At 28.4% G+C, this 18,389-nt stretch carries 15 protein-coding genes, 1 other RNA gene and 1 riboswitch; of the genes, 15 read left to right on the forward strand and 1 reads right to left on the reverse strand.

Translation table 11 applies throughout. The annotated features are described in order from the left end of the window. Positions 1–160: 160 nt before the first annotated feature. Positions 161–1,222 carry a CotS family spore coat protein gene (locus ACQPVP_RS03595; RefSeq protein WP_430847321.1) on the reverse strand — a complete coding sequence of 354 codons (1,062 nt, stop codon included), beginning with the start codon at positions 1,220–1,222 and terminating at the stop codon, positions 161–163. A gap of 144 nt (positions 1,223–1,366) precedes the next feature. On the opposite strand from ACQPVP_RS03595, the gene ACQPVP_RS03600 reads away from it, so the two are divergent. The 15 genes from ACQPVP_RS03600 (at position 1,367) to thiD (ending at position 18,218) form a co-directional block, all read left to right on the forward strand. Continuing rightward, positions 1,367–2,398, forward strand: coding sequence for a deoxyguanosinetriphosphate triphosphohydrolase (locus ACQPVP_RS03600; protein WP_430847323.1), 1,032 nt, complete (start codon positions 1,367–1,369; stop codon positions 2,396–2,398). Positions 2,399–2,573: 175 nt separating this feature from the next. Then, positions 2,574–4,331 (forward strand): DNA primase, encoded by a 1,758-nt coding sequence (gene dnaG, locus ACQPVP_RS03605; protein WP_430847325.1) that lies wholly within the window; start codon positions 2,574–2,576, stop codon positions 4,329–4,331. A 45-nt stretch (positions 4,332–4,376) separates the two neighbouring features. Further along, complete coding sequence (gene rpoD / locus ACQPVP_RS03610; protein ID WP_430847327.1) at positions 4,377–5,483, forward strand: RNA polymerase sigma factor RpoD; 1,107 nt, start codon at positions 4,377–4,379, stop codon at positions 5,481–5,483. A gap of 43 nt (positions 5,484–5,526) precedes the next feature. Continuing rightward, positions 5,527–6,219 carry a tRNA (adenine(22)-N(1))-methyltransferase gene (locus ACQPVP_RS03615; RefSeq protein ID WP_430847329.1) on the forward strand — a complete coding sequence of 231 codons (693 nt, stop codon included), beginning with the start codon at positions 5,527–5,529 and terminating at the stop codon, positions 6,217–6,219. Between the two features lie 12 nt (positions 6,220–6,231). Further along, positions 6,232–7,023 (forward strand): Nif3-like dinuclear metal center hexameric protein, encoded by a 792-nt coding sequence (locus ACQPVP_RS03620; protein WP_430847331.1) that lies wholly within the window; start codon positions 6,232–6,234, stop codon positions 7,021–7,023. A gap of 96 nt (positions 7,024–7,119) precedes the next feature. Further along, the gene (locus ACQPVP_RS03625) at positions 7,120–7,371 is read left to right on the forward strand and encodes a hypothetical protein (protein WP_430847333.1); all 252 of its coding nucleotides are present in this window, start codon (positions 7,120–7,122) and stop codon (positions 7,369–7,371) included. 54 nt (positions 7,372–7,425) lie between these two features. Further along, positions 7,426–7,836, forward strand: an RNA gene (rnpB, locus tag ACQPVP_RS03630) — RNase P RNA component class A. Positions 7,837–7,936: 100 nt separating this feature from the next. Then, on the forward strand, positions 7,937–8,068 hold the full coding sequence (locus ACQPVP_RS03635) for a hypothetical protein (RefSeq protein ID WP_430847335.1): 132 nt from the start codon (positions 7,937–7,939) through the stop codon (positions 8,066–8,068). Between the two features lie 82 nt (positions 8,069–8,150). After that, a complete protein-coding gene (locus ACQPVP_RS03640) occupies positions 8,151–8,435 on the forward strand; it encodes a hypothetical protein (protein WP_430847337.1) in 285 nt (94 codons plus the stop codon). Positions 8,436–8,693: 258 nt separating this feature from the next. After that, on the forward strand, positions 8,694–9,728 hold the full coding sequence (locus ACQPVP_RS03645; RefSeq protein ID WP_430847339.1) for an NADH:flavin oxidoreductase/NADH oxidase: 1,035 nt from the start codon (positions 8,694–8,696) through the stop codon (positions 9,726–9,728). Positions 9,729–9,755: 27 nt separating this feature from the next. Beyond that, positions 9,756–10,091 (forward strand): DUF1653 domain-containing protein, encoded by a 336-nt coding sequence (locus ACQPVP_RS03650; protein ID WP_430847341.1) that lies wholly within the window; start codon positions 9,756–9,758, stop codon positions 10,089–10,091. 217 nt (positions 10,092–10,308) lie between these two features. After that, positions 10,309–14,478, forward strand: a complete 4,170-nt coding sequence (locus tag ACQPVP_RS03655; protein ID WP_430847343.1) for a Cna B-type domain-containing protein — start codon at positions 10,309–10,311, stop codon at positions 14,476–14,478. 286 nt (positions 14,479–14,764) lie between these two features. Further along, on the forward strand, positions 14,765–15,808 hold the full coding sequence (locus ACQPVP_RS03660; protein WP_430847345.1) for an aldose epimerase family protein: 1,044 nt from the start codon (positions 14,765–14,767) through the stop codon (positions 15,806–15,808). Between the two features lie 160 nt (positions 15,809–15,968). Beyond that, positions 15,969–16,079, forward strand: a riboswitch (TPP riboswitch). 173 nt (positions 16,080–16,252) lie between these two features. After that, on the forward strand, positions 16,253–17,428 hold the full coding sequence (gene cytX, locus ACQPVP_RS03665; protein ID WP_430847347.1) for a putative hydroxymethylpyrimidine transporter CytX: 1,176 nt from the start codon (positions 16,253–16,255) through the stop codon (positions 17,426–17,428). Between the two features lie 10 nt (positions 17,429–17,438). After that, positions 17,439–18,218, forward strand: coding sequence for a bifunctional hydroxymethylpyrimidine kinase/phosphomethylpyrimidine kinase (gene thiD / locus ACQPVP_RS03670; protein ID WP_430847747.1), 780 nt, complete (start codon positions 17,439–17,441; stop codon positions 18,216–18,218). The last annotated feature ends 171 nt before the right edge of the window (positions 18,219–18,389 follow it).

The following is an 18,389-nucleotide window of genomic DNA, read 5'->3' on the forward strand; positions in this document are numbered from 1 at the left end:
CTTCGCCACAAATTTCTATATATTTGTCAAGTTTTTTATCAAAAAAAGAGCAAGATATTAATTTATATCTTGCTCTTAGTAGATTTTTTTAAAACCAATTTCTTAACTTAATGACATTGGCTGAAAGGCAGCCTTTTTTATGGAAAATGAAGATTTTATTCTAAATTTTTATATTGTAGTGTTTCCTAAAGGTATTTATTATTTCATAAGTGAATTCTAGTTGATTTTTACTTTTATTAAGGCCTTTTTCCATAAGAGAAATAAAAGAATTTTTATTACATTTACGTATGTTTTTATAGTAATCTCGTGATAGCTTCCAGAATTTTTGAGGAAAAGCAATATATGCCACTATATATCTTAAATCTGATTCAGTTAATTCATTTTCTTCCATATAAGTATCTAATATATTTAAGGTTAGATTAATTTGCCAATTAGTATTCTCTCTTTTTAATAACCTTCTTAAAAAGTAAGAAATATCCCTTGAACAAAAATCAAAGGCACATTTATCAAAGTCTATTAATGATACTTTATTGTTAATAATTAAGATATTTTTATTTACATAATCTCCATGACAAAGAGATCTAGATAAATTATTTAAATCTATTGAAGAGGATACTTCAAAAGAAATTTTTGCTAGCTCTAAGTTTTCATCTATATTGTCCAAAAATAGTCTAGAAAATCTATCATTATATTTATGAGCATTGTTTATACTTAATAGTAGTTGATTAAAGTGCTTAGCTATAGATTCACTATAATTATCAAATCCTTCTCTTTTAGCACTGCCATCTATAGGTCTGAAGTTCTTAGAGGATTTATGTAATCTACCAAGGGTACTAGAAGATAATAATACGTGAGTTAAATTGTCAAAATCACATTTTTCTCCATTAAGCCAAGGGGTAAGTATAAAAAGCATATTCTTATATTTAACATACCTACTTCCAGTAGTAGTAGGAAGTAGTTTTGGAACATCTATTTCATTTCTAAAGCACCATTCCATAGCAGAATAAACATATAAAAGGTCTTCTTCATTATAATATACTTTCTTTAAGCAATAACTTCTCTTATTAAGGTCTATTCTATAAACTGCTCTTTGTTTTTCAGTATCCTTAAATTTTATATTAACAATAGAGGCATGTTCTAAATTATAATATCTTAAAATATTATGTTTAATTTCATCCATAGGAAGCAACTCATCTTTTTTATTTGATAATAAGTTTCCCATTATTCTCTCCTTTATAATTACTTATTATTAAGATATTAGTAAAAAAAAGAAAATATACTTGGTATTAAATATATTATTATAAAATATGTTTAATTAGAGGAAAATAGAGAAAAATATAGAATATGTAATATAGAGGTGAGATATATGAATGTAAGAGAAAAAATGGAAGGTTTTGAAAGGTTGACATTAGTTTCTCAAGCTAAATTTAGCAGTGAAACCTTAGGAAGAAAAAGAAAAGAAGAAAATGATTCAATGAGAACATGTTTTATGGTAGATAGGGATAGAATAATTCATAGTAAATCATTTAGACGTTTAAAGCACAAAACGCAAGTTTATATAAAAACTTTTGGTGATCACTATAGAACAAGATTAACACATACATTGGAAGTATCTCAAATAGCTAGAACGATAGGACTAGGAATTGGTTTAAATGAACAATTAATAGAAGCAATAGCAGTAGGACATGACTTAGGGCATGCAGCTTTTGCACATAATGGTGAAGAGGTATTAAACCAATTTTTAGATGAAGGATTTAGGCATAATGAGCAAAGTGTTAGAGTGGTTGAAAAACTAGAAAAAAACGGTAAAGGTCTAAATTTAACTGAAGAGGTTATAGATGGAATTTTACATCATAGTGGATTAAGTAATAATAACAATAATAAAGCAAAGACTTTAGAAGGAAGAGTTGTTAGAGTAAGTGATAAGATAGCTTATTTAAATCATGATATAGACGATTCTATAAGAGCTGGACTTTTGAGTGAAGATTCGCTACCAAAGGAAGTAATAAAAGTACTTGGAAAAACTCATTCACAAAGAATAGATACATTAGTTAAAGATGTAGTTATTAATACTACTAAGACTTTAAACAATAATGAATTTGATATTGCCTTTAGTGAAGAGGTTTGGGAAGCTATGACAGAGCTTAGGAGATTTATGTTTAAAAATGTATATCTAGGGGATATTTTAAAGGTAGAAAGAAATAAGGCAAAATTTGTCTTAGAAAACTTAATAGAATACTACTATACTCATGAAGATGAGCTTCCTGGAATATATAAAGAAATAGCAAAGGAAGAAGGAATAAAAAGAGCTGTAGCAGACTATATATCAGGAATGAGCGATGATTATTGTTTAAATACTTTTAATTCTATATTTGTTCCCAAATTAGTAATATATTAATATTTTGGGTAAAATAAAATTTAAAGAAATGAAGGAATTTGAACCTTGGTAAAGAATATAGATAAAGAAGAAGTAATAAAAAAATATAAAAATTTTTATTTAAAGAAGGATTTTTATATAAAATGTCGAAATAAATATAAGTTGACGAAAATTTATAGTAAGGAGGTGAATCTCCTTGCAGATTTCTGAAGAGATTCTAGAAAAAATTAAAGAAGAAAATGACATAGTAGATATAATATCTGAGTCAGTAAGGCTAAAAAAGGCTGGAAGAAGCTTTTCAGGATTATGTCCATTTCACAATGAAAAATCTCCTTCATTTTCTGTTTCACAAGAAAAACAAATATATAAATGCTTTGGTTGTGGTGAATCAGGAAATGTAATTACTTTTGTTATGAAAAATAAAAATATGAATTTTGTAGATGCCGTTAAGTATTTAGCAGATAGAGCAAATATTCTATTAGAGGATGAAAAAAGAGTAAATCCCACTGCAAAAAAGAAGGAATTACTGTATAAAGTAAATGTAGAAGCAGGTAGGTTTTTTTATTCGAATTTAAAATCTAATAAAACAGCATTAGAATACTTTTTAAATAGAGGTATAAGACAAGATACTATAAAAAGATTTGGATTAGGATATGCAAAGGATAGTTGGAATAGTTTATTATTTCATTTAAGAAAGCTGGGTTTTAATGATAATACATTATTAGAAGCTGGTCTAGTTCTAACCTCAGAAAAAACAGGAAATAAATATGATAGATTTAGAAATAGAGTCATGTTTCCAGTTTTTGATTATAGGGGGAAGGTAATAGGTTTTGGTGGTAGAGTATTAGATGATTCTAAGCCAAAATATTTAAACTCTCCAGAAACATTAGTATTTCAAAAGGGAACTAATTTGTATGGCTTAAACTTTGCAATTAAAAGTAATATGAAGGAAAGATACTTCATTATGGTGGAAGGATATATGGATTTAATATCTTTGCATCAATATGGAATTACAAATGTTGTAGCATCTTTAGGTACTGCACTTACAGTTAATCAAGCAAGACTCTTAAAAAGGTATGCAGATAAAGTAATAATATCCTACGATGCAGACGTAGCAGGTCAAACAGCTACTATGAGAGGGTTAGAAATATTAAAAAATGCAGGCTTTGAGGTTAGAGTTTTAAGTATTCCACAGGGAAAAGATCCTGATGAGTACGTAAGAAGCAATGGAAAAGAAGCTTTTATGAAGTTGATTAATGAAGCAGAAGGCTTAATAGAATACAGAATAAAAAAAGCAGGGGAAAATATAAACTTTAAAGATAGCAATGATTTGGTTAAGTATGGTAAGATGGTAACTGAAATTTTAGCAAATGTCAATTCAATAGAAAAAGATATCTATATAAAGAGGATATCAGAGAATACTGGTATAAGAGAACAAGCATTATATGATTTATTATCAAAAGAAATGACAAAAAATATTAAAAATCAAGAATTTATGAATAATAAGGAAGAAAATGGAACAAAATTATATAATGAGCCTGCTTTTATAAAGGCAGAAAGATCTTTATTAAAATTATGTTTAGAAGAAGAATACTTTGATTATATTTCTCAGCTAATAAGTAAAGATGAGTTAATTCTTCCAGAACATAAAGAGATATTTTCTATTATTAAAGAAGCTAAAAAGGGAAACATAAATAATATAGTAACTTTTTTAGAGTCAAAGAGTGAAAATGTAAAGACTATTGAAGAAATAGTTAAAATTAAAGAACAGCAAGTTCTTAATGGAAAAGATAATAAGAAATTAATTCAAGATTTAATAAAACAGATAGAGAATTATAAATTAAACCAAAGATTAAAAGAACTAAAGCAAAAACAAAAGGTATTGGAAGCACAAGGAAAAATTGAGGAATCTATACAGATTGCAATTGAATTAAAAAAATTAATGAGTAGCTAAAGAGAGGTGTAGGCGCAGTTGGCAATAACGGAAGGAGGTAAAAATATGTTAGATGAAAAAACAAAAGCTAAGCAGGTTAAAAAAGAAAATGATGATAGAAGTAATAAGATGAATATAGTTAGGAACTTGCTTGATAAAGGAAAGAAAAATGGAACTTTAACATATAAGGATATAATGGATGAAGTTGAACATATCGACTTAAGTCCAGAGCAAATAGAAAAGATTTATGAAGTGTTAGAATCTATGGGAATAGAGGTAATTGGTGAACCAAGTGCTGAAGAAGAAATAGAAGAAGAATTAGATTTAACTATTCCAGAAGGTATTGCAATTGATGACCCTGTTAGAATGTACTTAAAAGAAATAGGTAAAGTTCCTCTATTATCCTCAGAAGAAGAAATAGAGTTAGCAAATAGAATAGAGCAAGGTGATGAAAAAGCTAAAAAGAAATTAGCAGAAGCCAATTTAAGACTTGTTGTAAGTATTGCTAAAAGATATGTTGGAAGAGGAATGTTATTTTTAGACCTTATTCAAGAAGGAAATTTAGGACTTATTAAGGCTGTTGAAAAGTTCGATTATAGAAAAGGCTTTAAATTCTCAACATATGCTACATGGTGGATAAGACAGGCGATTACAAGAGCTATTGCGGACCAAGCAAGAACTATTAGAATACCAGTTCACATGGTAGAAACTATAAATAAGTTAATAAGAGTTCAAAGACAATTATTACAAGAGCTTGGAAGAGATCCATTCCCAGAAGAAATCTCAAAGGTTATGGATTTACCAGTAGATAAGGTTAGAGAAATTCAAAAAATAGCTCAAGAACCTGTATCTCTAGAAACACCTATCGGTGAAGAAGAAGATTCACATTTAGGAGATTTTATACCAGATGATGATGCTTTAGCACCAGCAGAAGCAGCCGCATTTACAATGCTTAAAGAACAACTAATTAATGTTTTAGATACTTTAACTCCAAGAGAAGAAAAGGTATTAAGACTTAGATTTGGTTTAGATGATGGTAGAGCAAGAACTCTTGAAGAAGTTGGTAAAGAGTTTAATGTTACTAGAGAAAGAATAAGACAAATTGAAGCAAAGGCACTTAGAAAATTAAGACACCCTTCAAGAAGTAAAAAATTAAAGGATTATTTAGATTAGCACCAACAGGTGCTAATTTTAATTTAGCAAGGAGAAGAAATTTATGGAACTAAGCAAAAGATTAAATTTTATAATTGACAACATTGACAATACATCTGTTTTAGCAGATATAGGAACAGACCATGGTTATATTCCTTTATATGCTGTCCAAAATGGATTATGTAGTAAGGCTATTGCAATTGATGTAAATAAAGACCCATTAGATAAGGCTAGACTTAATGCAATCTTAGAAGGCGTGGGAGATGAATTAGAATTTAGATTAGGTAATGGACTTAAGCCTTTAGAAAAAGATGAGGTAGAAGTAGCAATTATTGCTGGTATGGGAGGAAACTTAATAAGAGATATACTTGAAGAAAGTATTGATAAAGTAAGTTCAATAGGTTATTTAATACTTGTACCTGCTCAGAACCCTGAAGTATTAAGAGAATATCTTTATAATAATGATTATGAAATAATATGTGAAGATCTTTGTGAAGAAGATGGAATATATTATGAATTATTTAAAGTAAGAAAAAAATCAGGGGAATCAATGAAACTAGATTCAATTTATTATGAAGTTAGTCCTAAATTATTAATGCAAAAGCATCCGTTAATTAAGGATTTCTTAAATGCAAAAGTAGATAATTATAAAAAAATACTTAGTTTTATAACAGAAAGTACAATCACTGCTAAAGAAAGAAAAGCAACTATAGAAGAAAAAATAAACATAATTTCAAATATGATTAATTTTTTATAAGGAAGTATAATTATGAAAAAAGTTAAAGATATTATTGAAATAATTGAAGATTTTGCTCCAGTAAATTTGAAAGAAGATTTTGATAATGTTGGATTAATGGTTGGAGATAGAGAAAAAGAAGTAAATAAAATACTTTTATCTCTAGATTGTACATTAGAAGTAATTGAAGAAGCAAAGGAAAACGGGGCTAATTTAATAATTACCCATCATCCATTACTTTTTATAAAGCCAAGCAGTATAACAACAGATACATTAGTAGGTAAAAAAATAATAAATCTTATAAAAAATGATATAAGTTTATACTCAAGTCATACTAATTTAGATTCTGCAAGTGGTGGATTAAATGAAACAATAGTAAATATATTAGGTTATGATTCAAAAGAACTTATAGAAGTAAACAAAAATGCTAGAAATTCAAATGAAGGACTTGGAAGATTTATTAGATTAAACGAGGAAATAGCCTTAGAAGATTTAGTTAAACAAGTTAAAGAAAAGCTTAATATAGGTGGATTAAAGGTAGTAAAAGCTTCAGAAAAAGTTAAAAATATTGCTGTTATTAATGGAAGTGGAAGTAGCTTTTTTGATATAGCATATAAAAAAGGTGCTGATTGTATAATAACAGGAGATACTACATATCATTTTGCAAGTGATTATAAGGAAATGGGAGTATCAATAATAGATACTGGACACTTCCTATCAGAATGGATAGTATTTATAGAAGTAATAAATAAATTGCAAGATAAGCTAAAAGACGTAGAAATAATTATTTCAGAATATAGCAAAGATCCATATACATTTGCATAAAATAAATAGGCATCAGTTTTTGATGCCTATTTATTTTAACTATTTATAAGTGTATAGCATAAACTAAATATAGGATAATAATTTGGGAGATGTGCTATGGGAAAATCTTATTATAAAAAAAAGAAAGGATCTTGGGCGAAAATATTTCAAGATGGAATTAAAGATATATTTGATGGTATAGGAAAAAAAATTGGTGATGGAGGACCTATATTTTTTAAAAATTGTATTAATCCTGCAGCAAGATTAGTTATATTCGTACTTATATTGTTAACTCTATTGCTTTCTGGTATAGGATTTTATTCTTGGGTAATACTACTAATGTTAGTTTTAATACTTCAATTTGTTTAAAATGTAAAAAATTTCATTTGTATTATTTATAAAGTTGTGATAATATAATTTTTGCGAGTAAGACATGCAATCGCTGCTAGACTTAGATCTAGGAGAGGAAAGTCGGAGCTCCATAGGGCAGGGTGCTGGATAACGTCCAGTCAAGGCGACTTGAAGGAAAGTGCAACAGAGAGATACCGCCTAAGTTAAGTGACACTCCAAATCTATGATTTGGTTAGTGAAACTTATACATTCTAATTTATTAGAATGTATTCCTTAGGTAAGGGTGGAAAGGCGAGGTAAGAGCTCACCAGCATCATGGTGACATGATGGCTATGTAAACCCCACTTGGAGCAAGGTCGAATAGGGAAACATTTAGGGGTTGCCCGCCCCGTTTCCGGGTGTACCGCTTGAGCTTATTGGCAACAGTAAGCCTAGATAGATGATTGCTTAATACAGAACTCCGCTTACGGCTTATCTCGTACATGAAAAACACTAGGTTAACGTCTAGTGTTTTTCTTTTTTTAATAGAATTTTTTTTGATTAATAGAGAATACTAATAGCATTTATGGAAGAGGTGAAATAAATGCTATTTTTTATTGTAACAATATGGCTAATAAGTATTACTCTAATATTAATATTTTTCAAGGGAGCAACTAGAAAAGAAAATGAAATAGAAATGAGAATGAGATTATTAGGTAATGAAGAAGATAAATAATAAAAAAATTATAACGAATAAGTGAATACTAAGATAAATATGATGTAATAAATGGATTTTAAGAAAATATGGGGGAGATATTATGGAAAAATTATTTATCATATTTATTTTAGCATTAATATCAGAAAGTGTTTGGGAAACGTTGAAGATGACGTGGCAACAAGGAAAAGTATCCAAGGATAGGATAGGAGCTTTAATAGTTTCCTTAATTATATGTTCAGATGTTAAATTAGATATTTTAAGTTTACTTGAAATTAATACTACTATACCTTTTGTAGGAGTAATATTAACAGCTATTTTAATATCTAGAGGATCTAATTTTGTACATGATTTAGTAGTCAAATTAGGACAGGCTAAAAGTAGATAATAGGAATATATATAATAAGAGTTTTAATTATTAAGAATGCCAGATAGAAAAGCAGTATGTAATAAAATCTACCTGGCAAAATAATTAACTACTGAATATATAATAAATTAAAGACAAGTTTTATGTCAAATACATATTTTAGCTAATTTTATAGATTGAAAATAATAATAATTCTTAAATAAAAATTAATACTCTTGATTTATAAAAGTAGTATATTTATACTAAGGTTAAGGAATAATATAGAAAGGTGGTTTTTTAATGGAAAATTTATTTACTCCCTATGAATTTAAGGGACTTAAATTAAAAAATAGAATAGTTTTACCACCAATGTGTCAATACTCAGTAGATAAGAAGGATGGAATAGCAAATGATTGGCATTTTGTTCACTACATAAGTAGAGCAGTTGGCGGAACTGGCTTAATAATTGTTGAGATGACAGATGTAGAGCCAGATGGACGCATTAGTGATTATGATTTAGGGTTATGGTGTGATGAACAAATAGAACCATTAAAAAGAATAGTAGATGAATGCCATAAATATGGAGCAAAGGTAGCAATACAAATTGCTCATGCTGGTAGAAAGGCACAGGATGCAAATGTACCAGTAGCGCCTTCACCAATAGCTTTTGATGAAAATAGTAAAACTCCAAGAGAATTAACTACAGTTGAAGTTAAGGAAATAGTTGAAAAGTTTAGAATGTCAGTTAGACGTGCTGTTAAGGCTGGATTTGATGCTATAGAAATACATGGAGCCCATGGATATTTAATACATCAATTTCATTCACCATTAACTAATAAAAGAGATGATGAATATGGAAAAGACTTAACTAAGTTTGGTTCAGAAATTTTAAAAGTAGCTAAAAGTGAAATGCCAGAAGAAATGCCATTAATTATGAGGCTTTCTGCTGTTGAATATGTAGAAGGTGGATATGGAATTGAAACTGGTATAGAAATTGCAAAGGCCTATAAGAAAGCTGGAGCTGATATATTCCATATTAGTGCTGGAGGAGAAGGACCAATTGCAGCAGCAGGTAGACCAGGAACTCATGCTGCATATCAAGTTCCATTTGCAAGAGCTATAAAAGAAAATGTAAATACTGATGTTATAGCTGTTGGAAGATTAGATGAACCTGATCTTGCAAATTCAGTTATAGGAAATGGAGATGCTGATTTAGTAGCAATAGGTAGAGCTATGTTTAGAAATCCTTATTGGCCTCTTGATGCTGCTATGAAGCTAGGTAAAAAGATAAAAGTACCTAAACAATATATAAATGGCTTTCCAAGAAATATATAATAGGTAAGTAAAGGAATAGGTGATAAAATGAGAAGTATAAAGTATCCTGCTATTTATAAACACTTTAAAAATAAATATTATGCTGTAATGGCAGTAAGTAAGCCGAAGGAAGACAAATCTATTATAGACAATAGTACTAAGCTACAAGGATACCACACAGAATTAAATAAGTTTATAGATATTTATAAAAGAGGAGATTTATATTATCATGACATAGAAATGGAAGATGTTTTAGTTTTATATAAAGCACTTTATGACGATAAAGGAATATATGCTAGACCTATAAATATGTTTTTAAGTGATGTAGACAAAAATAAATATCCAGATATAGAACAAAAATATAGATTTGAATTATTTAACTAACTAAAATATAGCTGTTAATATTAATTTATTAGCAGCTTTTTATTATGTTCTAAATTATTAACAGACTTTTTCTTCTTATTAGGAACATCAATATTCTTTTAATAAACTAGTCCTTATTCCATATACTTAGCATTTACCATTAGTAATATAGTTAAATGCTTTTATAAATCATAAAAGTAGAGTAATAAGAATACTATTAAAACGGGAGGAAAAGTTTATGTTAAAAAAAGTAATTAGTAGTATTTTAACCTTTACTTTAGTAGCTAGCTGTATTACATTTTCAAGTAACGAAACACATGTTAAAGCAGAAAGCATACCTATTGTTACAAGTGATAATCAGATAGTATATGAAGGTGGTACAAATGAAGTCAGTGCAGATAAAGTTAGTACTTCAAAAACTATTGAAGGAACAAATGTTGAAAATGAGTTTGATATTACTCTAAAAGTAACTACAGAAGAAGAATTAAAAAACATTAGCATATCTCCTGATGCAGTAACAGTATTAGTACTTGATAGATCTGGAAGCATGCGTGAAATATTAGATGGGGGTACTCGCTTTGAAAAAATGCAAATAGCTGCAGATGATTTTTTGAAAAAGTTTGCTGATGTAGAATCAGGTAGTAATGCAAAGCGTTTAGTATCTATTGTATCTTTTTCTAGTGATGTACAAAATGAAACTTATAGTAATGGAAAAAATAACTGGATTGATGTAGCTAAATCTTCCAACGATTTAAAGAAAGCAACAGATATAATAGATAACATTGAAAAGCCTAATGGAGGAACTAATATTGAAGGTGCATTAATAATGGCAAACAATATTGTGAACGATGGAAAAAGTAAAAATAGTCTTATAGGTACTGATGGAAAAGAAATAAAGAATATCAATATTATCTTATTAACAGATGGTTCTCCGACATTTCATATGAGTAACTCTAATACAGATAGTATTAATAAGTTAACAGGCACTCAAGGTGGGGGAAACTATGCAAAACTAAGTGATTGGCAACCAGTAGGAGGCAAAGTAAATAATGTATTAGCTAATAATAATAATATCTCTAATAAAATTAAAACAAGTGGTACAAATCTATATACAATTGCATTTTCTACGACAGAAGATACTTTTTATTATAGTAATAATAATTCAATAAAATTAAATCCAAGTGATTGGATGGCAACTTTTGCAACACGTAATTTTTTAGCTAAAGATTCTAATGATTTAAATGAGCAGTTCGAAAAGATTAATAAATTAATTGCGTTAAGTGCTCAAGCTTGGAAGGTTACTGATCCTATGGGGGAAAATATTATTTATAAAGATATTACTGGTTTCGCTGAAGATAATTCATTTAATTTTGATGATAATACTTTAACTTGGGATTTGAAAAATAGTACTCCAATAGAAAGTACTACAGAAGAAGGAAATAAAAAATATACTTATACATTAAAATATAGAGTAGTTTTAGATACAATAATAAAAGATGCTAATTATGAAGAAGTTCTAACAAATGGAGAAACAATACTATATTATTATTTATTTTCAAAGCAAGATGAACAAGAAGATATAAAATTAAAAGAAACTAATTTTAATGTTCCTAGAGTAAAAGGATTATTTGGAGAAGTTAAATTTAATAAAGTTAACCATAATAATGAAGCCATATCAGGAGTTAAGTTTATACTTAGTGGAACCTCAACAGGTTCAAATAGGCAAGTAGAAATTTCAGCAGTGTCTGATTCAAGTGGTAATGTATTATTAACAAATATTCCATCTGGAAAATATACTTTAAAAGAAGAAGCACCAGCTGGATATATAGCAGCAGGACCATTTAATGTAATAGTGTCTTATGGAAATGTAACTAAAGATACATTATTAACTGATACAATAATAAACTATCCAGCAGTTAGAAATATTAATGTTGAAAAAGAATGGTCAGGATTAACTGAAGATAAAGATATACCTGAAAGTATAACAGTTAGGTTATTTAAAAATGATAAAGTAACAGATAAAATGATTATTTTAAATACATCTAATGGGTGGGCAGGAACCTTTAGTGATCTTCCTTATATTGATGAAAATGGTGTAATTAATTATTCAATAAAAGAAGATAAAGTAGAAGGATATAATTCAGCTATTACATTTATTGAAGATGAAGATAAATATTTAATTACAAATGAATATAATCCAGATCTTATAAATATTAGTGGTAAGAAGATTTGGACTGATGAATTAGGTGAAAATATTGATGGTATTGTTCCGAATATAGAAATTAGTTTACAAAGAACTACAGCAGATAATTGGGATGATGAAAGTAAGATAGAAGATGTAGAGACGATTGAATTGGCAAATGGAAAAACTGAATATAAATTTGATAATCTTCCAAAGACAGCTTCTAATTCTAAAGAATATAAATATCGCGTAAGAGAGTCAAAGGTAAATGGCTATGAGCCAATATATAATGATAAATTCGATATTACTAATAAGTACACTCCTGGTAGTACAAAATTAACAGTAAAAAAACAGTGGATAAATGTAGATATAGAAAAAGATTCCTTACCAACAGTTAAAGCAATACTTTATCAAAATGGTCAAGAATATAGGAATGAAGTTTTGAATAATGCAAACGGATATACTTATACTTTTAATAATTTACCTAAGTATGAGAAATCAGGTAATGAATATGTATATACTGTTAAAGAAAGTATGCAAGAAGGAACAGTTGGTTATTTAAGTGAACAATTAATTAATTCTGATGGAAGTATAACTATAATAAATACTTTTGATAATGAAAAGATTGATATTGTAGGAATGAAAAAATGGGAAGGTATTCTTAATGGATTAGAAGTTCCGTCAATTACATTACACCTTTATCAAAATGGAGTGGAGCTTAAAGATAAAGTTATTAGATTAGAGGGTGGAGTAAAAGAAAACGGAAATGAATCTTATGTATTTAAGGATATTCCTAAGTATTCTACTGATGGCAAAGAATACATTTATACAGTAATTGAGGAGTATGTTGATGGATATACAAGTAGTGGTGTAGCAAATGCTGAAAATGGATATATTATAACCAACACATTTGCACCTGGAAGTATAGATGTCATAGGTGAAAAAACTTGGAAGGGTGTAACGGATTTAAGTGTTGTTCCAATAATTACAATTTCTTTAGAGAGCTCACTAAATGAAGGAGAAAGTTGGACACCAGTTTCAGGAAAAGTAATAGAATTAGCAGCTGGAAATACTAAATATGAATTTAAAGACTTACCAAGATATTCAGTTGATGGTAAGGAATATAAATATCGTGTAGTAGAATCAGCAGTTGATGGATATATATCTTCAAATAATGGAAGTTACAATATATTAAATACCTATGATCCAGGGGAAACCTCAATTAAGGTTACTAAGAAATGGACAAATGTCGATGAAAGTATAGATAATGTTCCAGAAGTTAAGATTGTATTAAAACAAAATGGAATAGAGATTGATAATGTAATCTTAAATAATAAAAATCAATATATTCATGTATTTGAAAGCTTAGATAAGTATGCACAAACTGGAGAAGAATATGTATACACTGTTGAAGATGTTCTATCAGATGATATTAAAGGCTATACAAATATAATAACACAAACTGATAATGGATTCATAATTGAGAATATATTAGATACAGAAGCAGTTACGGATATAACATTTAATAAAGTTTGGGAGAATGTTCCTGAGAATTCTAAAGTTCCATCAGTTACTCTACACCTTTATCAAAATGGCGTAGAATTAAAAGATAGAGTTGTAACATTAGAAGGGGAAGTAAAGGAAGAAGGAAAAGAAACTTATGTATTTAAAGATCTTCCTAAGTATTCTACTGATGGTAAAGAATATGTTTATACAATAATTGAAGAAAATGTTAATGGATATACATCCAGTGGTGAAGCAAATTCTCAAAATAATTATGTGATTACAAACACTTATGATGGTGGAGAAAAAGTTGTTATTAACGGTACAAAAACTTGGGCTAATGTAGCAAATATTAAAAATGTACCGGATATTACTATAAGAGTGCACAAGGATGGAGAAGAAATTCATAGTATTGTTGTTAAAAGTGGTACTACAACTTATAAAATAGCATTAGATTCTATGGTTAAGTACGCTCCAGATGGACATGAATATGAATACTCATTAACAGAAGATAAAATTGATGGATTTGAATCTGTAAAAGATGGATATAATTTCACAAATACTATGATTGTTAAAGAAGAAGCTCCAAAAACACCTGATGTGAAAAATAATAATGTTAAGACTGGAGATAACAGTATTGCAATACTATATTCTAGTTTAGCTATTATTTCATTAATTACAATCATTACTTTAAGAAAGAGAAAAAAATCTTTGGAAAAGTAAAGTATTTTGCAAGAAGTTTAATTTCTTCTTATAGTAAATAAATTTAAGGATAAAAGACACACTGCTTTTAATTTAAGAGTAGTGTGTCTTATTAATATTATTTATTGCAGAGACAACTAGAGGTGAAAAATAAGGATGTATATACTTGAAACTAATATTAATTATCTAGTTGCAAAAGCAAAAAACATAACTAAGTAATTGACTCTTTTACTTTATCAGTATATATTTAATATATAATGACAACGTTTTATATGTTAAATATATTAAGAATTTTAGGAGTGAAACTATGGAGATATTAAAGGTTCTAGTTGGAGAATTTAATGGGAAAAAGGTTGAAAGCTATAGTTTAAGAAATTCAAAGGGTTTTGGAATAAATGCTTTAAATTATGGAGGAATAATAACAGATGTATTAGTTCCAGATAAAGATGGAGTTATAGAAAACGTTGTTATGAAATATAAGGATATTAATTCTTATAAAGAAAATCCATCTTATTATGGTGCTCTAATAGGAAGAACTTCAGGAAGAATTGCTGAAGGAAAAGTTACAATAAATGATAATGTTTTGGAGCTTAATAAAAACTATGGAGTAAATCAAGGACATGGAGGAACTATTGGCTTTAGTAAAAAATTTTTAGATGTAATAACTAATGCTAATGAAGAAGAAGCATATATTGAATTCAATTATTTAAGCCCTTGTGGGGAAGAAGGGTATCCAGGAAATCTAAATCTTAAAGTAAGATATACTATCACAGAAAATAACGAACTAAAATTATCATATAAGGCTACTTGTGATGAAGATACATTAGTAAATTTAACTAATCATAGTTATTTTAATTTAAGTGGAAATTGTAAAGAAAATATTTTAAAACATCATTTATATGTTGATAGTGACTTTTTAGTAGAGCTTAACGAAAATGAAGTTCCTACAGGAAAAATTATAGAAATAGAAGGAACTCCATTTGATTTTACAAATCCTAAGACCATAGGTAGAGATATTGAAGAAGAGGATTATCAATTAGAAATTGGACAAGGTTATGATCATTGTTGGATCTTAAATGGTGGGAATGATGTTAAGATGAGACTTTATCATAAGGAGTCAGGAAGAGAAATGGATGTATATACTAATCAAAATAGCGTTGTTTTATATTCTCTTAATTTCCCAGATGAGGAGATTTTAGAATGTAATAAGAAGCCAAATAGAAGAGATGCTTTAGCAATAGAAACTCAGAGTCCACCAATAGGAAGAGATAATATATTTGCAAAGTATTCATTTCTAAAAAAAGGTGAGGAATATAATAAAGAAACTATATATAAATTTTCAACAATATAGTTTTATAGGAACATAGGATGTATTAGCATAGTTTGTTGATACTGAAGCATATTTTGGGGGAAAAGTATAATTTTATACTTGTAAAATTTAATCTTTAATATACGAAGAATAAATTTTTATTTTACAAAATATTCATGTTTTGATATAATAAAGTAAAAATAGATGTAATCGGGGGAGCTTGTGGTAGCAGGCTGAGAGGAAGTAATCAAACTTCGACCCTTACACCTGATTTGGGTAATGCCAACGTAGGAAGTGATATAGTTTGCTTATTATGAGGGAATGCCGTAGGTGTTTCCTTTTTTTATTTATATTTTCAATGCTTTGTAATTATTTAAATCTATCAGATATTAAAGTTAATTTAGGCTAAAAATATAAATACATTATTTAAAAGCAAATTTATATCTACTCACCTTTTTGACATGATTATAAAAAGGAGATGTATTTATGAAAGAATATAAAATATCAACATTTGGACAAGGGTTAATTTGGTTTGGGGCAGCAGTGTCTCTTGCAGAAATTTTAACAGGAACTCTTATTGCTCCTCTTGGTTTTAAAAAGGGCTTATTAGCTATATTGCTTGGACATTTAATTGGTTGTACTCTTTTCTATTTTTCAGGATTTATAGGAGCTAAAACAAGGCTTAGTGCAATGGAGACAGTTAAGTTATCTTTTGGTAAAAAAGGAGCAATATTATTTTCAAGTCTTAATGCATTACAATTAGTGGGTTGGACAGCTGTAATGATAGTTAGTGGAGCAGTAGCAGCAAATTCTATTTATAGTTTTGGTGGAAATGCAATATGGGCAATAATAATATCAATTTTTATAATATTATGGGTATTAATTGATATTGATAAATTAAGTAAGCTAAATACATTAGCTATGATTATGCTTTTTATACTTACACTAATTTTAAGTTTTATTGTTTTTAAAGGAAATAATATAAGTTCCTTTACTGAATCTATAAGTTTTGGAGCGGCAGTAGAATTAAGTGTAGCAATGCCTCTTTCTTGGTTACCACTTGTATCAGATTATATTCGTGATGCTAAAAAGCCAAAGTCATCTATATTAGTTAGTACAATAGTATATTTTATAACTAGTTTATGGATGTATATGATAGGAATGGGAGCAGCAATTTACACAGGAGAATCTGATATAGCTAAAATTATGGTTACTGCAGGTCTTGGAATGGCAGGGCTTATAATAATAATTTTTTCAACAGTTACTACAACATTTTTAGATGTTTATTCAGCTGGAGTAAGTTTAAATAGCATTTCAAAAGCATTTAATGAAAAGTGGACAGCTATAGCAGTTTGTGTTATAGGAATGCTTCTTGCTATATTTACACCAATCACACAATATGAAAATTTCTTATATCTTATAGGATCAGTATTTGCACCTATGATAGCTATACAAATTGCAGATAATTTTATTTTAAAGAAAGATAGCACAAATAAAAATTTTGATATAGAAAATTTAATTTTATGGGCTGTAGGATTTGCTATATATCGTATGTTTATGAAAATTGATACACCTATAGGAAATACTATGCCAGTTATGATTATTACTATTTTACTTACAACTATTATTGGAAAGGTTAAGGGGACAAATAAAAATGAGTAACAGAGGTATAATGAAAAAAGTTTTAACTATAGCAGGTTCAGATTGCAGTGGAGGAGCTGGAATTCAAGCAGATATAAAAACAATAACTGTTCATAAAATGTATGCAATGAGTGTTATAACGGCTTTAACAGCTCAAAATACAACAGGAGTTTATGGAATAGAAGATGCTTCTAAAGAATTTGTTTGTAAACAAATAGATTGTATATTTAAAGATATAGAGCCAGATGCAGTAAAAATAGGAATGGTTTCTAACTCAGAAATAATAGAAGCAATAGCAGAAAAGCTTTCTTATTATAATGCTAAAAATATAGTTTTAGATCCAGTTATGGTATCAACAAGTGGAAGTAAATTAATTTGTGATGAAGCTATAAATACACTTGTAAAAAAGCTTATGCCTTTAGCAAGAGTTATAACTCCAAATACAAGGGAAGCAGAAGTTTTATGTGGATTTAAAGTAGAAAATAAAGAAGATATGATAAAGGCAGCGAAGGAAATATCTAAAAATTTAAATGTTTCAGTGTTAGTAAAAGGTGGACATCTAAGTGATGATGCAATAGATATATTATATGAAAATGGAAAAATATCATATTTTACAAGTGAAAGAATAGATAATCCTAATACTCATGGGACAGGTTGTACATTATCTTCAGCAATTGCTTGCAACTTAGCAAGGGGTGAAAGTTTAGAGGATAGTATTAGAAATGCAAAAGAATATTTAACAGGAGCTATAAAAGCAAAGTTAGATATAGGAGAGGGAAGAGGTCCTCTTGAACACACTTATATTTTATAAAATAGCCTATAAAGTTTTCTTTAACAAACTGAAGGGGAGCGCCTTGAGTTTGGATAGGTAAGACAATTAAATAGCGAGGGAGCTCGTATTTCGAGATGAGAGGTAGCTAATAAGTTACGACCGATTTTAAAAGGGGATTATGTCCTTTCTTTTACATGCTATTTAATTATT

The sequence above is a fragment of the Clostridium nigeriense genome (assembly GCF_050585265.1).
Lineage (GTDB): Bacteria > Bacillota > Clostridia > Clostridiales > Clostridiaceae > Clostridium > Clostridium nigeriense_B.